The sequence below is a fragment of the Pseudoalteromonas sp. MMG024 genome, from assembly GCF_021654175.1.
GTDB lineage: Bacteria > Pseudomonadota > Gammaproteobacteria > Enterobacterales > Alteromonadaceae > Pseudoalteromonas.
This window is the reverse complement of sequence record NZ_JAKFZO010000001.1, coordinates 97,062-121,842: the sequence shown is the minus strand read 5'-3', so window position 1 is coordinate 121,842 and position 24,781 is coordinate 97,062. Positions and strand designations below refer to the sequence as shown.

Below are 24,781 nucleotides of genomic sequence, written 5' to 3'. Positions count from 1 at the left end.
GGTGTTACCCGTTGGGTATTTTAATGGTGTTGTCACCACACTAGTTTACGGTAAACGATATGTCGCAAAGAAAAATCTTAATTACAAGTGCATTGCCTTATGCAAATGGCCCGACTCACCTAGGCCATTTACTTGAGTATATTCAAACGGATATCTGGTCGCGCTTCCAGAAATTACGTGGCCACGAAACGTATTATGTATGTGCCGATGATGCGCACGGTACGCCGATCATGCTAAACGCGCAAAAACAAGGTATTACACCAGAAGAAATGGTGGCGAATGTAAGTGTTGAGCGCCAGCGCGACTTTGCTGACTTTCATATTAAATTTGATAATTACCACAGCACTCACTCAGAGGAAAACAAGCAGTTTTCTGAGTTAATTTATAACCGTCTCAATGATGGCGGCTATATTAAAAAGCGTACTATTTCTCAGCTATTTGACGAAGAAAAAGGCATTTTCTTACCAGATCGCTTCGTAACAGGTACCTGCCCTCGCTGTAAAGCAGAAGAGCAAAATGGCGACAGCTGTGACGCATGTGGCGCAACTTACAGCCCAACTGAATTAGAAGCACCAAAGTCTGTGATGTCTGGTTCAACACCAGTATTAAAGGATTCTGAGCATTACTTCTTCGATTTACCAGCATTTGAAGACATGTTGAAATCGTGGTTAACCTCAGGCGCAATTCAAGGCGAAATGGCAAACAAACTAAATGAGTGGTTTGAAGATGGCCTACAGCAGTGGGATATCAGCCGTGATGCACCGTATTTTGGTTTCGAAATTCCTGGTGCACCAGGTAAATACTTCTATGTATGGTTAGATGCGCCAATTGGTTACATGGCGAGCTTTAAAAACTTATGTGATAAATCTGGCCTAGATTTCGACGCATTTTGGTCAACCGATTCAGATGCCGAACTATATCACTTTATTGGTAAAGACATTGTCTATTTCCACAGCCTGTTTTGGCCAGCAATGTTAGAAGGTGCAGGTTTTAGAAAGCCAAATAATGTATTTGCTCACGGTTTTGTGACGGTAAATGGCGCTAAAATGTCTAAATCAAAAGGCACCTTTATTAAAGCACGCACATACCTAGATCACATCAACAACCCTGAGTACTTACGTTACTACTTCGCGGCGAAGCTAAACTCGGGTATTACTGATTTAGATTTAAACCTTGAAGATTTTGCTCAGCGCGTTAACTCTGACTTGGTCGGTAAAGTAGTGAATATTGCGAGCCGTTGCGCTGGCTTTATCACCAAGAAATTTGATGGCAAGTTAAGCACTGATATTGCAGAGCCTGAATTACTTGCTGAGTTTGTAAACGCACAAGAAAGCATTGCAGCTTCATTTGAAAACCGTGAGTACAGCCGTGCCATTCGTGAAATTATGGCGTTAGCGGATAAAGCAAACCAATATATTGATGCTAAAGCACCGTGGGTGTTAATTAAGAACGAAGAGACCCAAAATGAAGCGCACCTTGTGTGTTCAATGGGTATTAACTTATTCAAGTTATTAATGACTTATTTAAAGCCTGTGCTTCCAGCAATGGCCGAGCAAGTAGAAACATTCTTAAATACTGAACTGACATGGCAAAGCATTAATACAGCACTAACTGGTCACGAAATTAGTAAGTTTAAAGCGCTTATGCAGCGTGTAGAAATGGATAAAGTTAACGCTATGCTTGAAGAATCAAAAGAAAGCCTTGCACCAGCAAAACCGGCAATTGACCCAAATAGCCCACTGGCAAAAGAGCCAATTGCTGACGAAATTGAGTTTAACGACTTTGCAAAGGTTGACCTACGCGTTGCTAAAATTGCAAAAGCAGAGCACGTAGAAAGTGCCGATAAGTTATTAAAGCTTACACTTGATTTAGGTGGTGAAACACGCCAAGTATTTGCAGGCATTAAGTCAGCTTATCAACCAGAAGATATTGAGGGTAAACTTACAGTTATGGTTGCAAACCTTAAACCACGTAAGATGCGCTTTGGTATGTCTGAAGGTATGGTGCTTGCTGCAGGTCCTGGCGGTAAAGAGATTTACATCTTAAACCCAGATGAAGGTTCACAGCCGGGTATGCGTGTAATGTAATACCAATTCTGTTGAGTATGAGTTCAGAAATAGCGCTGGGTAAATTCAAACGCTGTTAGCAAAATATTTACCCGCTAGCATGAACAGCTATTCAAGCAAATTGTTATATTATACACACTTAAAAAAACCGCCAACTGGCGGTTTTTTTGTATCTCAACAATTTAATAGGTAAAACACCTAAAACGGTCACTACATACCTAAATTAAAGCTAAACGGGTTAAGCATAAATCGGGAAAATTTAACTCACCTGTTTAATCGAACGCATAAATGATTGATACGATGAGCTAATATCTTTTTGTGATTGTGATTTCAAGGCGCCTTCTAAACCTTTAGCCATTTGACCCAACTCATCAAAGCCAAACATACCTGCTGCGCCATAAATTGCATGGCACAGTTTAGCCAACTCTTTATTATCACCTAAACAAAATAAGTGCTCAGCGAGGGCTTTTTGTTCCATTAAGTTATTAATAAATTGCAAACGCATAATTTTTAAGTCTTGCTCTGGAATGGCCGCAACTTCAATTGGTATACCAGTATACTTGCTCAGCTTTTCATAAAACTCGGTTTGATCAATGGGTTTGGCAATATGGTCATCAAATCCTACTGATAAATAGTGTTTAATTTCATCTGTCATAGCATTAGCAGTAAGCGCCAAAATCGGGCACGATACACCCGTTGAGCGCATTAATTCATGGGCTTCAATCCCATCCATCACTGGCATTTGAATATCTAACAAAATAATATCAAACTCATCGGTAAAGGTGGCATCAACTGCCAGAGCACCATTTTCAACACACGTAACCTGAAATCCTAAATTTTCAAGCATTCGGGATATAAACAGGCGATTATCTGGGTGATCTTCTGCCAGCAAAATACTGCCTTCGAGTTTTTTAACCTCGCCAGATTGTTTTTTCTTGGTATTCGCTTCTTGAGTAACTTGGTATGAATCAAGCCATTTGGTTTCTGTGGTTGTATAACATGGCAGTGTAAAACTAAATTTTGATCCTTTACCTGGTTTGCTCGAGACGTTAATTAAACCACCCAAGCGCTCAATTAAGTTTTTGGAAATATGTAAACCTAAACCAGTGCCACCATATTGTCGTGTGGTCGATATATCGCCCTGATGAAATGGCGTAAATAACTTTTTAACGGCCTGTTCATCCATGCCAATACCCGTATCAACAATGGTAATTTTCAGGTCGTCCTCTTCCATTTCAACCTTAATACTGACACTGCCTTTTTTGGTAAATTTAACTGAGTTACTGGCTAGGTTAAGCAAAACTTGGCGCAACCTAACCGGATCTGACATGATGGTGTTAGGCAGCGGAAAATGATAGTCGATGTTAAATTCCAGACCTTTATCACGCACTTGGCGCCCCAAAATTGAACCCACCTCGGAAAGTAACTGGAAGATATTCGTTGGCACTTGCTCAATGGTAAGTTTGTTTGCTTCAATCTTAGATACATCGAGAATGTCATTAATTAGGCTTAGTAAGTGTCGGCTGTTCTTTTGGATGACTTTAAGCGCATGACGCTGCTCGTTTGGCGTTAACGTGTTATCACTGTTTAAGGTATCCACATAGCCTAAAATAGAGGTCATCGGCGTACGAATTTCATGACTCATATTGGCTAAGAAGCGTGATTTTGCCTGATTTGCGTCTTTAAGTTCATCAGTCAGTACTTCAAGGGCTATGGTACGTTCGCGTACTTTTAGTTCTAGGTTTTGACTTAAATCGATATTTTGCTGATTGATTAAACGCAATTTATCAGCCACCGCAAACGCCAATAACAAGGCATCTAATGTGGTGCCAATTAAGCCGTACAAGTAAAAGTTTGCGTTAACGTCACCCAATAATCCCAAGTTATTTAAATTGCCCACCATATTCGGCAGCAGCATTGCAATGTAAGCCAAAATAAAATAACGGGCTGGTTTAAAACCATGTTGCCAACTAAGTAATCCAGACGCCATACCAATCACCATCATGGTTCCGGTAACGAGCGTAGCCCAGATAAAGCCGAACCCCGGCATAAACAAACTTATCGGAATGCCGGCTAGCGCACCATAACCAATCCATAAAGCGACTTTTGCCAATTGGGGAAAGCGTTCATCCAGTCGTAAAAACGGAATAAAAAACAGTGCATTGGTAAGCGGCAGCAAAATAAACCCCAACCAATGAACAGACGCGGTGTTAATATTAAATAGCTGCTGTGGAATTAAAAAGAAATGACTCCACGCGAATACCCACGACGCGGTAAATAATGCATAGTACAAGTGCATTTTTTCTCGCGACACAAAGTAAATTAGTAAATTATATAGCCCAAGCGCTAAGCCAATGCCGAAACAAAGCAGCATTATGGTAGAATTTACGGTTGCTTGCTGTTCAAACTTGGAGGCGTGACTAACCGTTACTTTTGGCGCAGTGTAAAAATAGTTACTGGTGATGCGCATAATCACCATATATTGCTCACCTTGTTTTAAGTGAACACGATTGGCGAAATGAAATGGCACATTTAATGGGTAATTAGCGCCCGAATACGTAGTTTGTACGCCATCTTTGGCAAAAACCCGTACCTCAATGTCATCTGCCATAAAGTTTGACGGCGCAAATACATAATCACCGCTAGCGAGTTGATTATCAATTGAAAGCGCATACCACACTTCATCGCCAAATATATTAGGTCGTTTTACAGCTTGTGCTTTGTGTTGCCAAGTTAGGGATTCTTGAAAGCTCAGCGGAAAGCTTAGAGGCTGTGAGTTATCAATTTGCACCGCGTGGGTTAATACATTAGCGCCGAGTTGTTCTTCAGACAGAACCGTTGCTGAGGCCAAAATCGGACTCAGCAAACACCAACAAATCAGTAAAAAGTATATCCCACGTGTTCTGATCATCTACTGCTTTCCGAACATGAATTAAAATTGATAACGCAGATTTACGCCATATTGACGGCCTTCGGCTTTAAAATCTTCGAGCATGCCTAAAAATGAGCTCAGGTCGAACTTTAAGTGACTGTACTCTTCATCTGTTAGGTTTTTACCCCACAGATTAACATGCCAATTTGCGATACGATACGATACGTTTGCATGCCATAACAATACATCATCCTGCATCGCAAACGCATTCATGTTCTGGTCAAAGTAATATTCCGACTGATAATCGTTACCAATGCCAAACGTAAGTTCGCTTTTATCAAAATTAATACGGTAATTTACATTGCTTGAAATATTCCATTCAGATGTGAATGGTAAACGGTTATCGGTAAGCTGATTACCAAGTGGGTCGGTATATTCGTCAAATTCTGCATGAGGCAAGTAACCAATATTAAGCACGATATCTAAATCGCTGCCGACAAACCACGTATTCTCAACTTCCACACCATAGATTGTTGATGAAGCGACATTTTCTAATAGCTGTAACGGCGGCGCATTAGGAGTAGCACTTGCCTGATTCATAAACACTTGCTGATCTTGATAATCATAATGGAACGCTGCTGCTGAAATTTTCCACGTATTATCAAATAACTCTGTACGCAGGCCCAATTCATTCGCAATCAAATATTCAGGACCATATGCAGCTAGCTTTGCCTGCTCTTCGGTGGCAATAAAGCCACCATAGTAACCGCCGCTTTTATAACCATTAGAAAGTGAATAATAAAATTGTGTGCCGTTTAATGTTTGATAATTAAGCGCTAACTTTCCTGATAACTGCTCATCGCTTTCATCACCAGACACGCTATAGTAATCAATTGTTTGGCCAAGTAAATCACTTGGGTCGAGCACAAGGTTTAAATCGCTATCGGATTCATATTTAACCGTTTCATCGGTATACCGCGTGCCAAGCACCACGGTAAATTGCGAATTGACTTGCCAATCAAACTGGGCAAACAAGGCTGCAGATTCAACATTAATGGTATTATCATAAAAGAAAGTCGTCGTTAAACTAGGATCAAGTACGCCACGTAGGTCACGCAGAATATCATTGAAGTTATTTTGTTTAATGTCTTCATGTAAGTAAAAGAAGCCCGCCATTAAATACCCAACATCGAACTTTGACGATACGCGAATTTCCTGACTAAACGCATCATCTTTAGTACCCAAATGGCCTTCACATAGCTGGGCTGGACTACCGTCACAATTAAAACCATGATCGCGGTTAAGGGAGTTATATGCTGTAATGCTAGTGAGCTGAGTTACATCGTTAAATTGATAATTAAGTTTTAGCGACGCACCTATATTTTCCGTATCGTGTTCTTGCTCATTATTCACCATAACATCGAAAAAGTTCTCACTGCCATCGTTAAAGCCAAACGCATCAAAGCAGCTATTTGAACCAAGCTCGTCTTTACTACATAAAGAACCATCAGCAGGATTTTTAAATATGCCAATAGAACCAACTGGATTTACACGGCCATCCCAGTCATTGCCATTGATTTTGAACAGCATATCGAAGTTATCCCATTGCCCATAAACAGCAATACGATAATCGGTTTGCACCATATTCGCTTGTTCTGATTCAGGAATTAAGTTATTGGTAGAATAATCATATTCTTTTGAGCTCACCGCTACTCGCGCCGCGATTGAATCGCTTAACGGAAGATTCGCCACACCTTCAAGCAAACCAAAGTTTAGATTACCTCGCCCTACTTTTATGTAGCCATCTAAATTATTTAGCTCGGGCAACTTGTTACGCACTAATATTGCCCCACCGGTACTATTACGACCAAATAAGGTACCTTGCGGTCCGCGCAGCACTTCTACGCTTTCGATATCAAATAAGTTAACCAATTGATTATTGGCAGCACCCACTGATACGTCATCTTGATAAATCGCAATAGGCGATGTATTTGATGTGTTGTAATCAATTAGGCCAACGCCACGGATATTCACCGCGGGCGTTGTACCCTCTGCCGCATTTTGGGAGATTTTAACGTTTGGAATTAAATGACCAATAGCGGTGATGTCTTTTAACTGTTCCGCATTAATTTGCTCACCATCTATTCTCGATAAGGTAACACTTACTTGTTTAATCGGTTGTGCACGTTTTGTAGCATAGACCTCAATCACCTCCATATCAGTTTTAGTAGATTGAGCAAACGAAGGGGCGCAGGCAAGCGCGCAGGCAACATAAAGTAAGCGTAGTTTCATACGTGAGAGCATTCTTTTGTTAGTTATAAATGTAAGTATAATCAGTGAATTGCAAAGGTACTAATTTTTTCGCTATTGTACCTCAAAGCCATTGAACTGTTTTGTTTGAATATAATCCCACGACACCTTTTCCACTTCAGCTTTACTTGGCCCTTGCTCTAAAAACTCAGTAAACTTAATGAGCTTTAAGTCTTGGCCAGTCGCTTCGACTTCTACTTCACCATTAGCAAGATTTTTTGCATAGCCACTAATACCTAATTGCTCTGCAACTTGCTTGACTGACGCGCGATAAAAAACCCCTTGTACGCGCCCAGCGACAATAGCTTTTAAGGTTCGCTCTGACATATCCACACCAATTTAATAGCAACTGTTTAAACAAACTTAGTCGGTCACTCTAGTATTGCCAAATTTTTCATAGTAATTCGCAAAACTGTCACCTTCAACAGCGTCAATACTTTGCAAAAGACAGGCTATTGCCTGCTCTCTTGCCGTGTGGTTAAACTGCAGCGAATCTGGATTTACAAAACCATGGCGATATGGCGCGCGATAAAGAGAAAGCGCAGTTTTTGGCAACAACGCATCAATTATTTGGTTTTGGTCAAAATGCGCTTCGTAATGCGCAAACACAATATGCCAAGGCACCGCAGGCTGCACTTCTAGATAGTGTCGGATCTGCCCCGGGTAATAAGCTATCGCTTTTTTAAGTGACGGCAGCAAGTGTTGTCCCGCCCAGACTGCCGCGCCGCCAGCACTGAAACCAAGGGCGATGTCAATTTCATCCGCATTTTTCAAACTCTTTAAGCGTAACAGATAGTTATCCATACCACCTGATTGTAAAAAATACTGATAGGCGTCTGATTCATTCGCAAATGCTGGGGGGTTATGCTCGTACGGGGAAAGAGACGTAACTGAATGATGTGACGCTAAGCGTTCACAAAGTGCCAAATGTGATGGGGTTTCACCAAAAATATCTGTGGCAATAAGAATCTTCATAGCAATTGTCGATTAGCAAAAGCGTATTCTACTTGTAAGCACCTACGAGGTTAACTAAAATAACGACCTTTTTTACCTGCAACAACCGGAGCCATTATGTCTGGGGTTATTTATCTTCAACCAGGGCGTGAAAAGTCGTTAAAGCGCAAACACCCTTGGATTTTTTCTAAAGCCATTAAAAAAGTTAAGGGCAACCCGGGCTTAGGTGACACCGTTAGCGTTTACGATGCAGATGGTAAATTTTTAGCGATTGCTGCTTACAGTCCGCAATCACAAATTCGCGCACGTGTTTGGTCGTTTGATGAAAATACCATTGTTGATACAGACTTTTTCTATAACCGATTAAAACAAGCCCTTAGTTTACGCGATTATGTTATTGAAGAAGGCGGGCTAACCGGTTTTAGATTGTGTGCCGCAGAATCAGACGGCCTACCAGGCATCACTATTGACAAGTTTGATAACTACTTAGTGTGCCAGTTACTAAGTGCAGGTGCCGAACGCCATAAAGGCGAATTAGTGCAAGCACTAATTAAATTATTCCCAGGTTGCAATGTATATGAACGTTCTGACGTTGATGTACGCAAAAAAGAAGGCTTGGAGCCAATTACTGGCGTATTACACGGCAGTGCACCAACCGAGCCGGTTAAAATAATGGAAAATGGCTTAGCGTTGGAAGTGGATATTTTAGGCGGTCACAAAACTGGTTTTTACTTAGACCAACGCGATAGCCGTAATGCATTAAGCCGTTTCTCTAAAGATAAAACCGTACTTAACTGCTTCAGCTATACAGGTACATTTAGTCTCTACGCATTAAAATCAGGCTGCGAAAAAGTGACTAATGTCGATGTGTCAGAGAGTGCACTTGCCATTGCCAAACGCAATGTCGAACACAACAACCTTGATCTATCAAAAGTAGGCTTTATCAAACAGGACGTTTTCAAATTACTGCGTGAATATCGCGAAAACGGCGTGAAGTTCGACACGATTGTGATGGATCCGCCTAAGTTTGCAGACAGCAAAGCACAATTGACCGGTGCATGCCGTGGTTATAAAGATATCAATATGATTGCCATGCAAATTTTAAAACCAGGTGGCACGTTATTAACCTTCTCATGCTCTGGTTTAATGGAACAGAACTTATTCCAAAAAGTGGTTGCCGATGCGGCATTAGATGCGGGCAGAGAGCTGCGTATTATGGAACGATTAAATCAAGCACCAGATCACCCAATTGCGGGGGAATACCCTGAAGGATTCTACCTTAAAGGCCTTATCTGTAAGGTATTATAAAACTAAAACTGTCAGATTCAGGTATTGCATCTGACAGTTCTTTTTAAGTTTCAAATTTAACAGTCACCGCCCCCGCCAGAACAATCGCCACCACTTGAACCACTGTCACCACCGAGAAATCCACCGCCACTAAAGCTAGTTCCATTGGTTCCGCTTCTAGAGTTACTAAGACCAGATGAAAGAAGTGATGCTTTAATTAAAGTGGTAATAATCAATATCACAAAAATAATCGGGCACACTATCGCTTGCAAGTTCGATTCAGAATACACGTCGGTAAAATACCCAGATGCGACTAGGCCTAGTACTATCATTATCCATGACCACATACACATATCCTTTTTGCTAAAATCGTAACTACGTTGCCGCCCTTAGCGCGTTATGTCAACACTAAATTCTTTATATTCAATAAAGTAAAGCTTAGGTCTAGTATATAGCTAGTTTTATTTCAGGTAGATTTTGCCATTAAAAAAGGAGCATCAAGCTCCTTTTTAATTAATTTCCAGTACTTCCAACCCCAGCAAATATTCTTGATCTTCTATTTCGCTGCAGCGCACCACAGTTGCTAGTGCATCAAGTGCCGGCACACTGTTATTGGTGGCATCGATACGTACTTTTACTTGTGTGCTTACCTCTAATGGCTCATCGATTTCAATTGCCATACCCGTAGCACTTAAATCTCGGCATACACCATCAATTTTACGGCCAGCTTCTGAATCTAAAATTACTAGCTGTGCTTCGACATTTACTAACATGCGAAAAAAATTACGCTTGTCTTCATACAACATTAGATTTCCCCTAAACTTCCTGTCGCAGGTTTATTATTACCACAGCAAATGCCGATTTCCAATAACAAAAAATTTACATTTGCTTGTGATATTTATTCGCCACTACTCTCTTTGATTGCATTTTGTATGCGCTTCAACGAGATAGGATACGCTGTACCTAAATTCTGTGCAAACATTGAAATGCGTAGCTCTTCAATCATCCAGCGTACTTCTTCAAGGCTCTGTTTTTCACTGTTTGAACGCGCTTTACCAAATGCATCGCTAAGTAGCTTTTGCGATTTTTCCACATCTAACATTTTCAGTTTATCTTGATGCGGATCAATTGGCAGTTTTTCTAACCGTCGCTCAATGCCTTTTAAATAGCGGATCACATCTTTAATGCGCTTGGCGCCGTGACGGGTAACAAAGCCTTTAAAAATAAGCTGTGATAACTGTTCCTTTATATCACCTTGCGCCAAGATCATAGTGAGATCGGTTTTACCTTTTAGCTTTTTATTTAAGCCACTAACAAGACTAAGTGCCGCTTCAACATCGAGTGCAATCGCAACAACTGCATCCCCCAACTCACCACGAATGGTTTCTTTAATCTCGGCAAACGATTGCTCATCGCGTACAGCGCTGCTCGCAGCCAAAATGTCATCAACTGCAGCAGCAATACAATCGTCAATCAGCTCGTTAATTTTACCAAACGGATTAAAATAAAGGCCTAACTTCGCCTTGTTTGGCAGTTTTTGCTGTAAATACTTAATCGGCGATGGAATGTTTAATAACACTAAACGACGTAAGCCTTTTAAGTGTGCACTATCTGCTTTGTCTTTAGCATCAAACAATTTAATGCTTGTGGATTTTCCTTCATCTACTAAAGCTGGATACGCCTTAACCTCGTACTGACCTTGTTTTTGTACGTAAGATGCGGGTAATTCACCGAATGACCATTCAATTAAGTTACTTTGTTCTATGCCTTTTTCAGCTACTTTGGCAAGATTGTCACTGACTTTGCCTTTCAGTTTTTCTTTAAGTTCAGTTAAGTCGAAACCACTTGCGAGCAATTTATTTTTATCATCGCTAATGGCAAACTGAAGTTTCAAATGACTCGGCAGCGCAGAGTAATCCCACTCTTGTGCTTTAATCGTGATACCTGACATACGCAATAACTGCTTGCTGATTGCCTCAATAAAACTGCCCTGCATTGGCTCAAGTGACGCCATGACGGCATCGGCGTAATTAGGCGCTGGCACAAAATTACGACGTGTTGTTTTCGGTAACGATTTAATTAAGGCGGTTATTAGCTCATGACGAAACGCCGGAATATGCCAATCAAACCCCGTATCTTCCACTTGGTTTAACAGCGCTAATGGCACTTGCACCACGACACCATCCAATGCTTGCCCCGGCTCAAAGTGATACTCTAACGGGAAGAACAAGTTGCCTTGCTGCCAAACATCAGGGTAATTGTCTTTGCTAATATGAGCCGCATCATGTTGCATTAACGCCGCTTTATCCATATGCAGGTATTTTGGCTCGGTTTTCTTTTTGCTCTTCCACCAAGTATTAAATTCAATGCGACTGGTGATGTTATCTGGCAATCGTTGATGGTAAAAGTCCATCAAGGTTTCTTCATCGACTAAAATATCGCGACGACGTGCTTTGTGCTCAAGATCTTGTACTTCATCAATCAGCTTTTGATTAAAGTTTAAAAAGCTTTCACTTTTACCAAGCTGTTGTTCAACCAACGCACTGCGAATAAAAATTTCACGGCTTAACTTGGCGTCTATTTTATTAAATTGCACGCTTTTACGTGAAACAATGGTTAAGCCATAAAGGGTTTGCTGTTCAAACGCCATTACCGCGCCCGCTTTCTTTTGCCAGTGCGGTTCACTGTAACTGCGATTAACCAAATGCTGTGCAAGTGGCGCAACCCATGCAAGATCTATCTTGGCATTAATACGGGCAAAGAGTTTACTGGTTTCAACAAGCTCTGCCGCCACTAACCATTTCGGTGACTTTTTGAAAAGGCCTGAACCTGGGAATACAAAGAACTTACTTTGACGCGCACCTATGTATTGCTGATTTTCATCTTTCATACCAATATGGCTGAGCATACCTGCCAAAATTGATTTATGAATTGCTTCATAATCGCTTGGGTTTTGATTCATTTTAAAACCCATTTCTTCGCATGTGGATACCAGTTGATAAACAATATCTTGCCATTCACGTACACGCATATAAGCAAAGAATTCGTTTTGGCAAAGCTTTCTAAATTGGCTGCGCGATAATGCTTGTTGTTGCTCTTCTAAATAACGCCATAAGTTTAAAAAGCCGATAAAATCTGAGTCTTTGTCCGCAAAGCGGCTATGGCTTTCTTGTGCTTTGGCCTTTTTATCTTGCGGGAATTCTCGTGGGTCTTGAATCGATAACGCCGCCACAATCACAATCGCTTCGAACATGGTGTCGAAGTCTTTCGCTGCGTGCACAATTTTTGCTAGCCGCGGGTCAACTGGTAAGCGGCTTAATTCGCGTCCTGCTTTAGTAAGCTTATAATCTTTCTTTCGTGTAACAGGAGTAATTGCCTGAATTTCTTCAAGTAAGCGAAGACCATCTGTAATATTACGGTTATCTGGTGCTTGCACAAATGGGAATTTCGCAATATCGCCTAAGCCAAGTGCCAACATTTGCAAAATAACTGACGCTAAATTTGTTCTTAAAATTTCTGGGTCGGTAAATTCAGGGCGGCCCAAAAAGTCTTCTTCTGAATAAAGGCGAATACAAATACCTTCCGCCACACGACCACATCGCCCTTTACGCTGATTAGCACTGGCCTGCGAAATTGCTTCAATTGGTAAACGTTGAACCTTAGTACGGTAGCTGTATCGGCTAATACGTGCTGTACCAGGATCGATAACATAACGAATGCCCGGAACCGTAAGTGACGTTTCTGCAACGTTAGTAGACAATACAATGCGACGGCCAGAGTGCGAGGCAAAAATACGGTTTTGCTCAGCATTTGAAAGGCGCGCATAAAGTGGCAGCACTTCGGTATTTGCAATGCCGCGTTTTGCGAGCGCATCGGCCGTGTCGCGAATTTCACGCTCACCATTCATAAAAATAAGAATATCGCCCGGCCCAGCGTGCATTAGCTCATCAACCGCATCAAAAATACCTTGCAGTTGATCGCCCTCTGCTTCCATCTCAGTTTTGTCGATTTCCGTTAACGGACGATAACGCACCTCAACAGGGTAAGTGCGGCCCGATACTTCAATAATCGGCGCATTGTTAAAATGCTTTGAAAATCGCTCGGGATCGATGGTTGCCGAGGTGATAATCAGTTTTAAATCGGGGCGTTTGGGTAACAGGTTTTTCAAATAACCTAAAATAAAGTCGATATTTAAACTGCGTTCGTGCGCTTCATCGATAATGATGGTATCGTACTGGTTTAAAAATCTATCTTGTTGAATTTCCGCGAGCAACACACCATCAGTCATCAGCTTCAAATAGCTTGAGTTAGAAACTTGATCACTAAAGCGAATTTTAAAACCCACTTTATCACCTATGGTGGTGCCAATTTCCTCAGCAACACGCGCTGCAACACTGCGCGCCGCTAATCGGCGTGGTTGAGTGTGGCCAATTAAACCTGCAACACCTCGGCCAAGCTCTAAACAAATTTTTGGTAACTGAGTGGTTTTACCTGAACCGGTTTCACCCGCGACAATCACCACCTGATTTTCGCTAATGGCTTTTTTAATATCGTCTTTTTTCTGACTAACCGGTAGGTTTTCTGGATAACTCACCTTTGGCAGGTGCTTTAAACGTAACTCCCTCAGCTCGATGCTTTTTTCAATGTCTTTTGTAATTGTGGTAAGCACCTTCACCTGTTTTGCTTCATCATTTATTTTTTTCACACCATCGAGGCGGCGTTTGAAGAAAAACTGATCTTTCTTAAGACAATTTTTTAAGAGTGAATAGAGCTGCTGTTGTGGATTAGCCATAGATAGAATAAAGCGGAATTTCAAAAGGCCAATAATAACAAATTGATTGTCATAAAATAAGGGAAGCATTGCGCTTCCCCTATTTTAATTTTATTAAACGAAAAAATCGCCTTTATTCATCTTTAAAAATTGCCACATAGGTAGGCTGATTTGCCTGTTTTGACGCGCGATACATGCCTTTGGTATTAAATGGCAGACTAATATTACCTTTACTATCAACAATAATTACGCCACCTGTGCCCCCTATTGGTTTAAGTACATCATGAATTACTTCATCACCGGCTTGCTGAATGGTTTTGCCTTGATACTGCACACGAGCACAAATATCAGACGCCACACTGTAACGGATGAAATATTCACCATGGCCTGTAGCTGACACCGCACATGAACGGTTATCGGCAAAGGTACCCGCACCAATCACAGGCGAATCACCAATACGACCAAAGCGTTTTGCCGTCATACCACCGGTTGATGTACCAGCTGCCAAGTTACCGTGTTTATCTAACGCCACAGCACCGACCGTGCCCATTTTATATTGCTCAGGCAATGCAAGATGATTTGCTTGGTAGTTCTCTGTTTTATTGAGTTTCTTTTTGGCTCGCTCTAACGCTTTATAACGGTGCTCGGTGTCGAACACACTGTTATTAACTAAACTCATGCCGTTTTTCTTAGCAAACTGTTCTGCGCCATTGCCGCTTAGCATCACGTGTACAGACTCTTCCATTACTAAACGTGCTAAATCAATTGGGTTTTTAATGTGCTTAACACCTGCTACAGCACCCGCTTGACGGTCGCGCCCATCCATAATTGATGCGTCAAGTTCATGGTGCCCATCATAAGTGTAAACGGCGCCAATCCCAGCATTAAAAAACGGCGAATTTTCTAAGATATTAATGGCTGTAGTGACCGCGGTTAAGCTCTCACCACCGTTTTCAAGCACTTTATAACCTGCTTCTACCGCTTCTTGCAGTTTAGCGCGATACGCCGCTTCCTTTTCAGGGGTAAATTTACTTTTGTCTATCGTGCCTGCTCCACCGTGAATGGCGATTGAGAAAGGCTGTTCACTTGATGCAAACACGCTAGTAGATAAAAACGCTGTTAAAAGCGCAGTTGCGAGTCGTTTGTTCATTATTGTTTTCCTTTTGTTTTTAGAGCGTGTTGATCTTTGTGGTCTAAATTCTGTTCAAATCCAAAGCTTTTTGATCGCGACGTTGCTTTGTAGTCCTAGTGGGCTAAGTCAAGAAGCAACAACAAAGAACAAAACACTTTGGGTTGAACCTGTTAGGCAGCGCTTTTTTGACGTTTATACTGCGTTGCGCTACACAGATGTAGGGTAAGGTGACTTTGCAGGAGCACAAAGTCTTTATCGCTCATTTATGTAAAATAACTACACTGCAATCGCTCTGCCTAGTCTAAATGCCAAACAAGCTGCTGCAGAAATAGACAGCAAAGGTCAACACGCTCTAGTCAATTTGCAAGGCAAACGCGTCAATTTCAAGCATTTTCGATGAACAGCACAAAGGCGTTATTTTTTTGCGCTAGATCAACGCAATCCCATCCGAGCGGCGTAGATTAGTAATTAAAGAATAGGAGGCGTTATGAACAAAAACGCAATTTTAATCGAGCTTAAAGAAAAACAAATCGAACTCAATAAACGCATCAATGCGATTGGTTCAGATTTTAAAAAAGGTCGCTCGCAAGACTTTGCAGAGCAAGCGACAGAGAGTGAAAACGACCAAGTGCTCGATGGCATACGCCATGAGGCAAAATTGGAATTACAACAAGTAAATGCCGCTATTTCGCGCTTAGAAAACAATAATTATGGCATTTGTAGCCAGTGTGAAAGCGAAATATCACGCGAGCGTTTACATGCATTACCCTATGTTCAAACTTGTATCAACTGTGCACAATAAGGAATAACACCCATGTTTATTGAAAAACACGACATGCATCATGAGTTTCCAGAATTTAATGAAGAAATTCGCGAATTAAAAATGACTAATGCGCACTTTTCTAAATTATTTAAGGAATACCACGATCTTGATCACGAAGTGATCCGCATTGAAGAAGGCGTTGAAAATACTTCTGACGCATACCTAGAAAAACAAAAAATGCGTCGTTTACACCTAAAAGACGAGCTGTACGCGATGCTGAAAACACATAAAGAAAATTAACAAACAACAAACACAAAAAAAGCGCCAATTGGCGCTTTTAATCTTACCGCATTGACAGCGGTGTCATTTACTTCTTGATAACGATAATCTAGAAAGCTAACATCAATATCACACAAACCTTTCGAACATCGATGCTATGGAAAATAATAAAACTAAATCAATCACAATTGTTGGTGGTGGCTCATCTGGTTGGATGACAGCAATGTACCTCAACCACCTTTATCGAAAAGAAAAACAAAACATCAAAGTGCGCCTTGTTGAAAGTGCAGATATTGGCATCTTAGGTGTCGGTGAGGCAACGGTACACAGTATTCGCTTTTTCTTCGCGGCTATGGGGTTAGATGAACAAGAGTTGTTGAGTGAAACTCAAGCAACCTATAAAACAGGGATTATGTTTCGTAATTGGATGAAACCTCAACAAGATAAAGTACATGAATACTTCCACCCATTTGAGCAGATAAAGTTTGGCAACGGCTTCGATTTGTCAACATCTTGGTTACTAAGCCAAAAACTCTCTGGGCAACGTTATGACGAAGGCACTTGTATTTCATCTGAATTAATTAAGCATCAACATGGGCCAAAAACAGCCAATAGCAAAGGTTATACTGGAATTGTACCCTATGGCTATCATATTGATGCGAACCAATTAGCACGTTTTTTACGTAAAAAAGCAGTTGCAGCGGGTGTCGAGCACATTGAAGCTACCGTTGAAAAAATAAACACAAATAATCAAAATATTATTAGTATTGAAACCGATAATGGCGTATTCGAAAGCGATTACTTTATTGATTGCACCGGCTTTAAAGGCTTACTTATCAATGCAGTAAGTGAAGATAACTGGGTAAGTTATGAAGATGCGCTTCCATGCAATAAAGCAGTCGCGGTACAGCGCAAATATCCAGCAGAGCAGCAGCCTAAGCCCTACACCGAAGCCACGGCATTAAGTAATGGCTGGGTGTGGCAAATAGATCTGATTAATCGTCAAGGAACCGGCTATGTATACGATGGCAATAGGCTAAGTAAAGAAGAAGCAGAGGCCGAACTAAAATCATTTTTAGGTAGCGAGTCTGAGTTTATTAAAACTTTACACATTGATATGCAAATTGGACGTCGCAAACGTTTTTGGGTTGGTAACTGTATCACTGTAGGACTTTCCGGTGGATTTATTGAACCGTTAGAGTCGACAGGTTTGCATCTAATAAACCTAGGCGCTCGCTTGCTTTCTACCCACTTAACACAAGTTAGTGTGCCTGATGCAATCCAAGAGTCTTATTCAGAGTTAATGATAAATGCTTATGAAGATCTCAAGCAATTTATCGTACTACATTACTGTATTACTGATAGAGATGACACAGAATTTTGGCAAGCGGCACAACGTTCAGTTGAACACTGCCCAGCGTTAAAACGTAAGCTCGCAATCTGGAAATACAAGATTTGTGAATATGCTGATTTACAAACGGCCAGTACTTCGTGTTTTAACGATGAAAATTACCGCTTTATCTTATATGGCATGCAATACTACCCAGAGTTACACCTTGACATCGATAAAGCACAAATGGAAACGTTATTTGATTCTGTAAAGGCGCGCTGTCAACAAGCGGTGCAATACAGCGAAACTCACCAAGATTCGCTAGATAAACTACATAATTAGCTGTTTTTAAAAACCTTACGACATCTGGATAAAGACATACTTATTCGTCTTTATCCAGTAATGCATTGACCTCACCAAAAGCAAATTCGTAGTTTTTCCAGCGGCCAACACCTGACTTAAAGATTGGCTGACGTACTTGCTGACCGCTCAATGTATGCACCACGCGGTTTGACTTGAAAAATGCTAAACAATCCACTTCAAAATCAAGCTCTAAATACTCACACAAGCGTGCTGTTTGAGCCTCAATATCATCAACCAAAGCCTCGTAATCTATGGTTAAGATAGCCTCAGGATACAAACTGTGCCAGTGTGTCATTAACTTATCGTACGCTAAATAATAACGTGTTAGTTCATTAAGGTTGTAGCTAAACCGTATGCCTTCACCAAAGAGCTGACGGAAATTACCCCAAATTGTATCGTGCGCATTGCGTTTACAATGAATAATCTTTGCATTAGGGAAAGCACGCTTAATTATGCCAATCGCTTTAAAGTTAAGCGGCATTTTATCGGTAAAATAGCGCTTAGTTTGAAACGGTTTAGTCAACTCATAATAATTCAAGGCAATCTCTGAATACGCTTTGCTCGAAAGTTGGTCTGCCCAATGAGGGTAAGGACTTGCTGGTTTTTCTTTTCGTAGTAGCTGTTGAGTAGCCATCATCAGATCTGATAACTCATCAGCACCAATCACTTGACTGTGCGAAGCAATGATTTGCTCCACTAGTGTCGTACCACTGCGCGGCATACCGACGATAAAGATCGGCTGACTTTGCGTGTCAAGCGGTTGTGTCGCGGATTTAGCCAAATGAAATGCGTGCGCTAAATTGTCCAGTTCATGTAATTCAGCATCAAATTGGTAATTACCAAATGAACGGCGTTTTAGCTTGGCCCCTTGTGCATAATAGTCAAAGGCGCGAGCGTGATCGCCAGCTTGGTCAAATACTGACGCTAAAGTATAACACGCCAATGCGCGTTCACGCAGTGAGTGCTCATCCTGCTGCACAAAAAGCGTAAGTGTTTGGTGTTGTTGTGTAGTGAGCTCAGGTGTTAGTTGGCAAAGTTGCCAATAGGCTTCTATCGTCTCAGGATACGTATCAATAAGCTGTGACAATAACTCAATTGCCTGCGTTTTAGCCCCCTGCTCTTTGTACAAGGTTGCCAACAATAGTTGACGCTCAGGCGAAGCGTCGGACAATTCTTCCAGCAGCGTAATCGCTACTTCGTGCTGTTTCAGAGCCCTTAAAGCACTAATATGAAAGTTTAAACAATTTTCCGGTACTTTATTAACTTTAAACAATTCAATTAAACTACTAAAGCGCCGCATTTGTGTATAAAACTGACATAGCCAATACAGTATTTGTTGATTATTATTGTGTTGCAGAAGTGCCGTTGTTAGTACGTTCTCAACGTCGCTAAATTCTCCTGCTAAAAAGTGTTGCTTTACGCGATTAATAATCAAATTAACGTTGGTGTCACTCATTACACACTTTGTATTCCATATTTTTTAATCTTATCAATCAACACTCGATGCTCTGGTAAAGTTTTACTCAAATGATCGCGATAGTTGGCTAACTCCTTTAGCCATGCGCGATAACCGTCAACATCTTGATACTGGAACTGCTGATTTTGTGAACTAGTCTCAAATTCCATACCGTACAAAACATAAAGGTAATTATCTAAATTAAAAATAGATAATTTATTATGAAAATCGTATTCAGTAGGAATTTTAAAACGCCAATACTCTAAATTTTCCTGCAGTGAGTCAGGAATCGAACGCGGATCTGTATTATCGCGCCAAAAAGCAGAATCTCGCCTTTTTGAAATACAGTAATGTAGTTTAATAAAATCGATAACACGGTCCCATGTTTGACGGATCCGTTGGTTAAAACGCTTTTCTGCAAGCGGCATTTCCGCATGCTCCATTGGGAATTGTTCGGCAAGCATGCGTGCAGTTGCATCAAACACTAATAATCCAGTCGCTTCTAAAGGCTCTACAAAACCTTGCGAAAGACCAAGTGCCACACAGTTTTTATGCCAAAACTTTGCGCGGTAGCCAATGTGCATTTTGATTCGACGCGTGCTTATATTGTCAAACTCGCTTCCTAAATAGTCTCGCAAATCGCGTTCAGCTTGTTCATGAGAAGTATGATTAGATGAATACACATGGCCTACACCACGTCGCTCAGTTAAACCAATATCCCATATCCAACCTGCTTGCTGAGCAGTTGAGATTGTATGGCTAGCGATAGGTTGAGATACATTTTGATATGGAACTTGAATAGCCAGTGCGTGATCAGCGAACAAAATATCGCTCTTATCAACGAAATCAATACCAAGTTTTTCACCCATCAAGAGTGAATTAAATCCTGAGCAATCTATAAAAACATCGCCGAAAATGTTCCCGTTTTGTTGCGTTACAAGTGCTTTTATTGAACCATCTGTATGCAAAATCACATCGGTCACATCATCTTTAATATGGATAACGCCAAGCTTATCGACCGCATTCTCTGTTAGCATTTGTGAGAACTTCGCAGCATCCAAGTGATAGGCATAAGCTGTTGTCCCTTGATATTGAGGGTCTGTAACCATTTTTGGTGCAAGCCCTAGGTCACATATTTTCCCTTGCACTGCAACAGTTTCTGCATAACTTAATTGGCAATGTTTATTTAACCAATAAGGAGTGCTGTTGAATTGATTTATCAATGGGTAATCGAATAAGTGATGGTAGTAATGGTTGCCATGCGCTGCTGGGTCATGCGTCCAATTAACAAACTTAATACTTTGCTTGAAAGTCGCATCACAGCGCTTAATGAAATCACCTTCATCAATGCCTAGGTATTTTAGACTTTCACGCATAGCCGGCACAGTGCCTTCACCGACTCCAATGGTTGGAATATTTGGCGACTCAACTAAGGTTACGTTGATCCCGTTAGGTAGATTTAACTTTTTGGCCAAGTGATTTGCAGCTAGCCAACCCGCTGTACCACCACCCAAAATAACTATTTGCTTGATTTTCACAGAAGTAACTTGATGGTTGAATTATGCATAAAAAAAAGCGAGTGTAATTACACTCGCTAATCATAAATGAAGATTAACTCTCAGCTTCCGCCTTTAAGCGAGCTAGACGATTAATCTGTGGCATTGATGTTAAGAAAGAGTAAATTGGTGGTAAGTAGCCACGCTTACGAAGTTCCAAGAACTCGTCATCAGCCATTTCGTTTAACTTCTTCTCATCGATAAGGTAAATACCGTTGATATCACGCTTTTCGCCTTTAATTTCAAGGGTAAGTGTTTGCGGGATAAGTAGCTCTTTATCTGCTAGGAATTTAGTGAACGCAGCTGTTACTTGTGAGAATTCAACAAATGCAATTAAGCCTTCTTTACGACGCTTAAGGTAATCTGTTTCTTCGCCTTTCTCATCAAACAGTGCATTACCCTCGTCCTCACCTACTAAGTCGCTTGATTCGTTGATGCCAACAAATAGCTGCTCTTCATTCTCAGGGTTTTTACTAAGAACTAGTGGATAGCGCGTAAGCGCATGCGGTAGGTATGCTGCTTGCCACTTACCATCTTTAACAAATAGGTTTTCACCAGGCTCCAAACCTAGCATTGCAACAGGTTGAAACTCACCTGTTTCGTTATTCTTAACAAACACAATTGGATATTCATTTGCTACACGTGCAAACTCGTGTGCTACTACAGGCACTAAATGCTGATCTTTAACAAGATCTGTATTAAATCCATTTTTAATTTTAAAATTTTTATGCACTTCGTTGTGCAACGGCTTGATAACATCTGCCATGGTACTACTCCAACTTTATATTTTATGGTGCCGCAGCGAATTTTTCATTTTTTTGCTAAAAGCATCTAGACTTACATTGCTATGGCGTTTATTTGTCGCCCTATGCTAGATGGTTTTAGACAAAAAAAAAAGGGAGAAACTCTCCCTTTTTAAATTATTTTATCTGTTAGAAACGTAGCGCCACACCTAGAGATACCATACGAGGCATTTCATATTCAAACAGTGGGAAACCTTTTGTGAAGCCGCTGTAAGAACTGTAGTCTGCATTGTTACCTTTCTGAACAGAACCTTCTTCAGTTAAGTTTACTGCGGTAAGACGTACATCTAAGAAATCAGTTGCATGCCATGTAGCGCTAAAATCAAGCGTACCAAAGTCATCATGTAAACGGTTGCCGTATGCACCAACATCACGAATCATGTATTCTGAACGCCAGTTATATGACATACGTACTTCAAATGATTCATTCTCATAATAACCCGTTAAGTTATAAACATGCTTTGAGCTATCACTCATTTCGGTGTTGCCGTCACTAAAGATTTCAGAACTTGACGTTTCCGCATCTGTATACGTGTAGTTAACGATTGAACCGAAGCCATTGCCAAAGTCTTGTTGATACTGAAGCTCTAAACCTTGAATGTTAGCTGTACCATTGCTTTCCAGCTCTTGTACTGTCCAGCCGTTTGGAACTTCATCTGGTGCTAATTGATAGTCAATATCAGAAGCATCAGCAGCATACTCATTAACAGTTACAAAGTTAGCAACATCTTTAAAGAATAAACCAGCTGAAACAAGTGAACTTTCATTGAAGTACCACTCAATACCTAAATCTAAGTTGTTAGAAATAAATGGCTTCAGACCTACGTTACCAACAATCCAGAATTGGTTATCTGGTAGTGTGTCATTTGCGCCAGTGATATTAGGGTTAACATACATGTTTACGTAAGAAGGTCGTGCCATAGTGCGCGCAGCATTCGCACGCAAAATCACGTCGTCAGTAATATCGAAGGCGATGTTAAAGCTCGGTAACGCTTCAGTGTAACTTTCATCAGTCGATGTTTTAACACCATTAAGGAAATAAGTTGAAGATGCATCTGTATTAACAATGCGTAAACCAAAGTTACCACGTGCCATTTCAGTTGAGAAAGAAGCCATTGCATATACTGCTAAGTTATCTTCATCAATTTCACTATAAGAGGTTAAGTCTTCATTTTCACCGATAATACCCGCTTTAGCGTGATTAATGAAAATATCGGAATCAAATGTAGTCATTTGATAATCACCAGCGCCAATATCCGTTTTTTCACCAGTAAGCGTTGTCGTATCGATGTAAGGTTCGAAGTCATCTGCTGTAATAAATTCAAAGCGTCGACTTGTCGTATTATGCGTCGAATAGCGAAGACCTGTTTTAATAGCAGTAATCGGACCTAGGTCGACGTAGAACTTAACGTCCGTTTGGAAGTACGATTCTTCATCAGTCTTAGGTGTTCTGTTCATACGAGTACAATGAGGTTCAGCTGTTTGACAACTTGCAATCGCTAAATGACTAGGTACGTAATCTTCAAGCGCTACGCCACCAATACCATTTGGTAAATCCCACGTTTGATTACCATTCGTGAAATCGTAGCTGCCGTCTACAATCGGTGTACCTGATTCAGGATTCAAACCTTGCGCGTCAAAAATTTCAATTTCAAAATCTGTACCACCTGTTGACGATGTATCACCAAACTGTACAGAGAAATCGTAACCATCACCCGCATAGTTTAAAGTAAAATCGATAACTTCCGAGTTCATGGTAGCTTGACGAGGGCGACTCTGCCAGAAGCCTACATTTAAAGGTCCTTTAACAGGTGTTCCTTCAAGGAATTCTTCCGTTTCACCACCACCCCAAGTAGTATCAGCTTGCGTTAACCACAGTGCATAGTTGGTATTATCTGCCGCCATTTCCATGTCGATAAGGTTAAGTGACATGTCTAACGCATCAGTTGGTGCATATTGGAAAGTAGCTGCAATAGCTGAACGTTCACGCTCTTGTTTAAATGCAACAGGACCTGCACCCCACTGCCAAAATGCTTCGTTACCTTGGCGTTGTAACTCACGCTCCTGGTAAACACCAGAAACGAGTAGGCCAAACGTCTCACTGCTATTTTTCCAGCTGTAAAGACCTGAAATTAATGGTGTTGTTTCTTCAGAATCAGTCGAATTTAGCGCTTCTAATGATGCGTAAACTGAGTTTGCATCCATATCTAAAGGCTTACGTGTGTTGATTTCTACCGTACCACCAACGCCACCTTCAACAAGGTCTGCTTGCGATGATTTGTATACTTCAACACCACCAACTAACTCAGAAGGCAACAGTGAATAGTTAAAAGAACGTTTTGCAGGTTCAAAAACAAACCAGCCTGTAGACGCTACGTTTTGACCATTTAAAGTTGTTAATGTTAGCTCGTCGCCCGCACCACGGATTGACACCGCCGCACCTTCACCCCATTGACGCTGTACTGTTACACCTGGTACACGCTGAAGAGATTCTGCAACGTTACGGTCTGGCATTTTACCAATGTCTTCTGCTGTGATTGCATCAACAGTACCGTTTGCGAAACGTTTTGTATTAAGAGAAGCTTCTAGAGAGCGACGAATACCACGTACCTCAATTACTTCCACATCTTCTTTTGCTTGTACTTCTGAATCAGCTGCAACAGCCACGCCTGAAAAACCAGCGCCCATTGCTAAACCGATGTTAACTGCTAATAAGCTTTTTTTGAAATTTTTAGCTAACACAGGATTCCCCTTGAATCATTTTGTTTTGGTTTAATTCACTTTCTGCCCAGTGAAGATGACAGCGTTGTCATCTGATAACAAACCTTACACGTAAAAT

The 24,781-nt window shown here is 41.0% G+C and carries 17 protein-coding genes; 5 read left to right on the top strand and 12 right to left on the bottom strand.

The annotated features are described in order from the left end of the window. Positions 1 to 59: 59 nt before the first annotated feature. Positions 60 to 2,087, top strand: a complete 2,028-nt coding sequence (gene metG / locus L1068_RS00540) for a methionine--tRNA ligase (RefSeq protein WP_237128600.1) — start codon at positions 60 to 62, stop codon at positions 2,085 to 2,087. Between the two features lie 238 nt (positions 2,088 to 2,325). Here the strand turns inward: metG and L1068_RS00535 are convergent, their stop codons facing one another. From L1068_RS00535 to L1068_RS00520, 4 genes are all read right to left on the bottom strand, one after another. Next, the gene (locus L1068_RS00535) at positions 2,326 to 4,977 is read right to left on the bottom strand and encodes an ATP-binding protein (RefSeq protein WP_237128599.1); all 2,652 of its coding nucleotides are present in this window, start codon (positions 4,975 to 4,977) and stop codon (positions 2,326 to 2,328) included. A 21-nt stretch (positions 4,978 to 4,998) separates the two neighbouring features. Continuing rightward, positions 4,999 to 7,230: a TonB-dependent receptor gene (locus L1068_RS00530; protein WP_237128598.1), complete on the bottom strand. Its 2,232-nt coding sequence runs from the start codon at positions 7,228 to 7,230 to the stop codon at positions 4,999 to 5,001. A gap of 72 nt (positions 7,231 to 7,302) precedes the next feature. Next, complete coding sequence (locus L1068_RS00525) at positions 7,303 to 7,575, bottom strand: acylphosphatase (protein ID WP_010560305.1); 273 nt, start codon at positions 7,573 to 7,575, stop codon at positions 7,303 to 7,305. A 36-nt stretch (positions 7,576 to 7,611) separates the two neighbouring features. Next, positions 7,612 to 8,223 carry a dienelactone hydrolase family protein gene (locus L1068_RS00520; RefSeq protein WP_237128597.1) on the bottom strand — a complete coding sequence of 204 codons (612 nt, stop codon included), beginning with the start codon at positions 8,221 to 8,223 and terminating at the stop codon, positions 7,612 to 7,614. Between the two features lie 96 nt (positions 8,224 to 8,319). On the opposite strand from L1068_RS00520, the gene L1068_RS00515 reads away from it, so the two are divergent. Further along, positions 8,320 to 9,510 (top strand): class I SAM-dependent methyltransferase, encoded by a 1,191-nt coding sequence (locus tag L1068_RS00515; protein WP_237128596.1) that lies wholly within the window; start codon positions 8,320 to 8,322, stop codon positions 9,508 to 9,510. A 56-nt stretch (positions 9,511 to 9,566) separates the two neighbouring features. On the opposite strand, the gene L1068_RS00510 is transcribed toward L1068_RS00515, so the two are convergent. From L1068_RS00510 to L1068_RS00495, 4 genes are all read right to left on the bottom strand, one after another. Further along, positions 9,567 to 9,836 (bottom strand): hypothetical protein, encoded by a 270-nt coding sequence (locus tag L1068_RS00510; protein ID WP_237128595.1) that lies wholly within the window; start codon positions 9,834 to 9,836, stop codon positions 9,567 to 9,569. A 162-nt stretch (positions 9,837 to 9,998) separates the two neighbouring features. Next, the gene (locus L1068_RS00505; RefSeq protein ID WP_237128594.1) at positions 9,999 to 10,295 is read right to left on the bottom strand and encodes a PilZ domain-containing protein; all 297 of its coding nucleotides are present in this window, start codon (positions 10,293 to 10,295) and stop codon (positions 9,999 to 10,001) included. A 92-nt stretch (positions 10,296 to 10,387) separates the two neighbouring features. After that, positions 10,388 to 14,281 (bottom strand): ATP-dependent RNA helicase HrpA, encoded by a 3,894-nt coding sequence (hrpA, locus tag L1068_RS00500; protein WP_237128802.1) that lies wholly within the window; start codon positions 14,279 to 14,281, stop codon positions 10,388 to 10,390. Positions 14,282 to 14,393: 112 nt separating this feature from the next. Next, positions 14,394 to 15,410 carry an isoaspartyl peptidase/L-asparaginase gene (locus L1068_RS00495; protein ID WP_237128593.1) on the bottom strand — a complete coding sequence of 339 codons (1,017 nt, stop codon included), beginning with the start codon at positions 15,408 to 15,410 and terminating at the stop codon, positions 14,394 to 14,396. Positions 15,411 to 15,879: 469 nt separating this feature from the next. Between L1068_RS00495 and L1068_RS00490 the strand changes: the two genes are divergently transcribed. The 3 genes from L1068_RS00490 to L1068_RS00480 all read left to right on the top strand — a co-directional run bounded on the left by L1068_RS00490 (position 15,880) and on the right by L1068_RS00480 (position 18,106). Beyond that, entirely contained in the window at positions 15,880 to 16,194 is a 315-nt protein-coding gene (locus tag L1068_RS00490; protein ID WP_010560312.1) for a TraR/DksA C4-type zinc finger protein, read from the top strand. 12 nt (positions 16,195 to 16,206) lie between these two features. Then, positions 16,207 to 16,455, top strand: coding sequence for a DUF465 domain-containing protein (locus L1068_RS00485; protein ID WP_010560313.1), 249 nt, complete (start codon positions 16,207 to 16,209; stop codon positions 16,453 to 16,455). A 136-nt stretch (positions 16,456 to 16,591) separates the two neighbouring features. Then, the gene (locus tag L1068_RS00480) at positions 16,592 to 18,106 is read left to right on the top strand and encodes a tryptophan halogenase family protein (RefSeq protein ID WP_237128592.1); all 1,515 of its coding nucleotides are present in this window, start codon (positions 16,592 to 16,594) and stop codon (positions 18,104 to 18,106) included. A 40-nt stretch (positions 18,107 to 18,146) separates the two neighbouring features. Here the strand turns inward: L1068_RS00480 and L1068_RS00475 are convergent, their stop codons facing one another. The 4 genes from L1068_RS00475 to L1068_RS00460 all read right to left on the bottom strand — a co-directional run bounded on the left by L1068_RS00475 (position 18,147) and on the right by L1068_RS00460 (position 24,684). Further along, on the bottom strand, positions 18,147 to 19,583 hold the full coding sequence (locus L1068_RS00475) for a sulfotransferase (protein WP_237128591.1): 1,437 nt from the start codon (positions 19,581 to 19,583) through the stop codon (positions 18,147 to 18,149). Beyond that, complete coding sequence (locus tag L1068_RS00470) at positions 19,583 to 21,121, bottom strand: tryptophan 7-halogenase (protein ID WP_237128590.1); 1,539 nt, start codon at positions 21,119 to 21,121, stop codon at positions 19,583 to 19,585. Before L1068_RS00470 ends, L1068_RS00475 begins: the two co-directional genes overlap by 1 nt. Positions 21,122 to 21,194: 73 nt before the next feature. Further along, positions 21,195 to 21,905, bottom strand: coding sequence for a SapC family protein (locus L1068_RS00465; RefSeq protein ID WP_237128589.1), 711 nt, complete (start codon positions 21,903 to 21,905; stop codon positions 21,195 to 21,197). A gap of 166 nt (positions 21,906 to 22,071) precedes the next feature. Further along, complete coding sequence (locus tag L1068_RS00460) at positions 22,072 to 24,684, bottom strand: TonB-dependent receptor (RefSeq protein ID WP_237128588.1); 2,613 nt, start codon at positions 24,682 to 24,684, stop codon at positions 22,072 to 22,074. Positions 24,685 to 24,781: the final 97 nt, after the last annotated feature.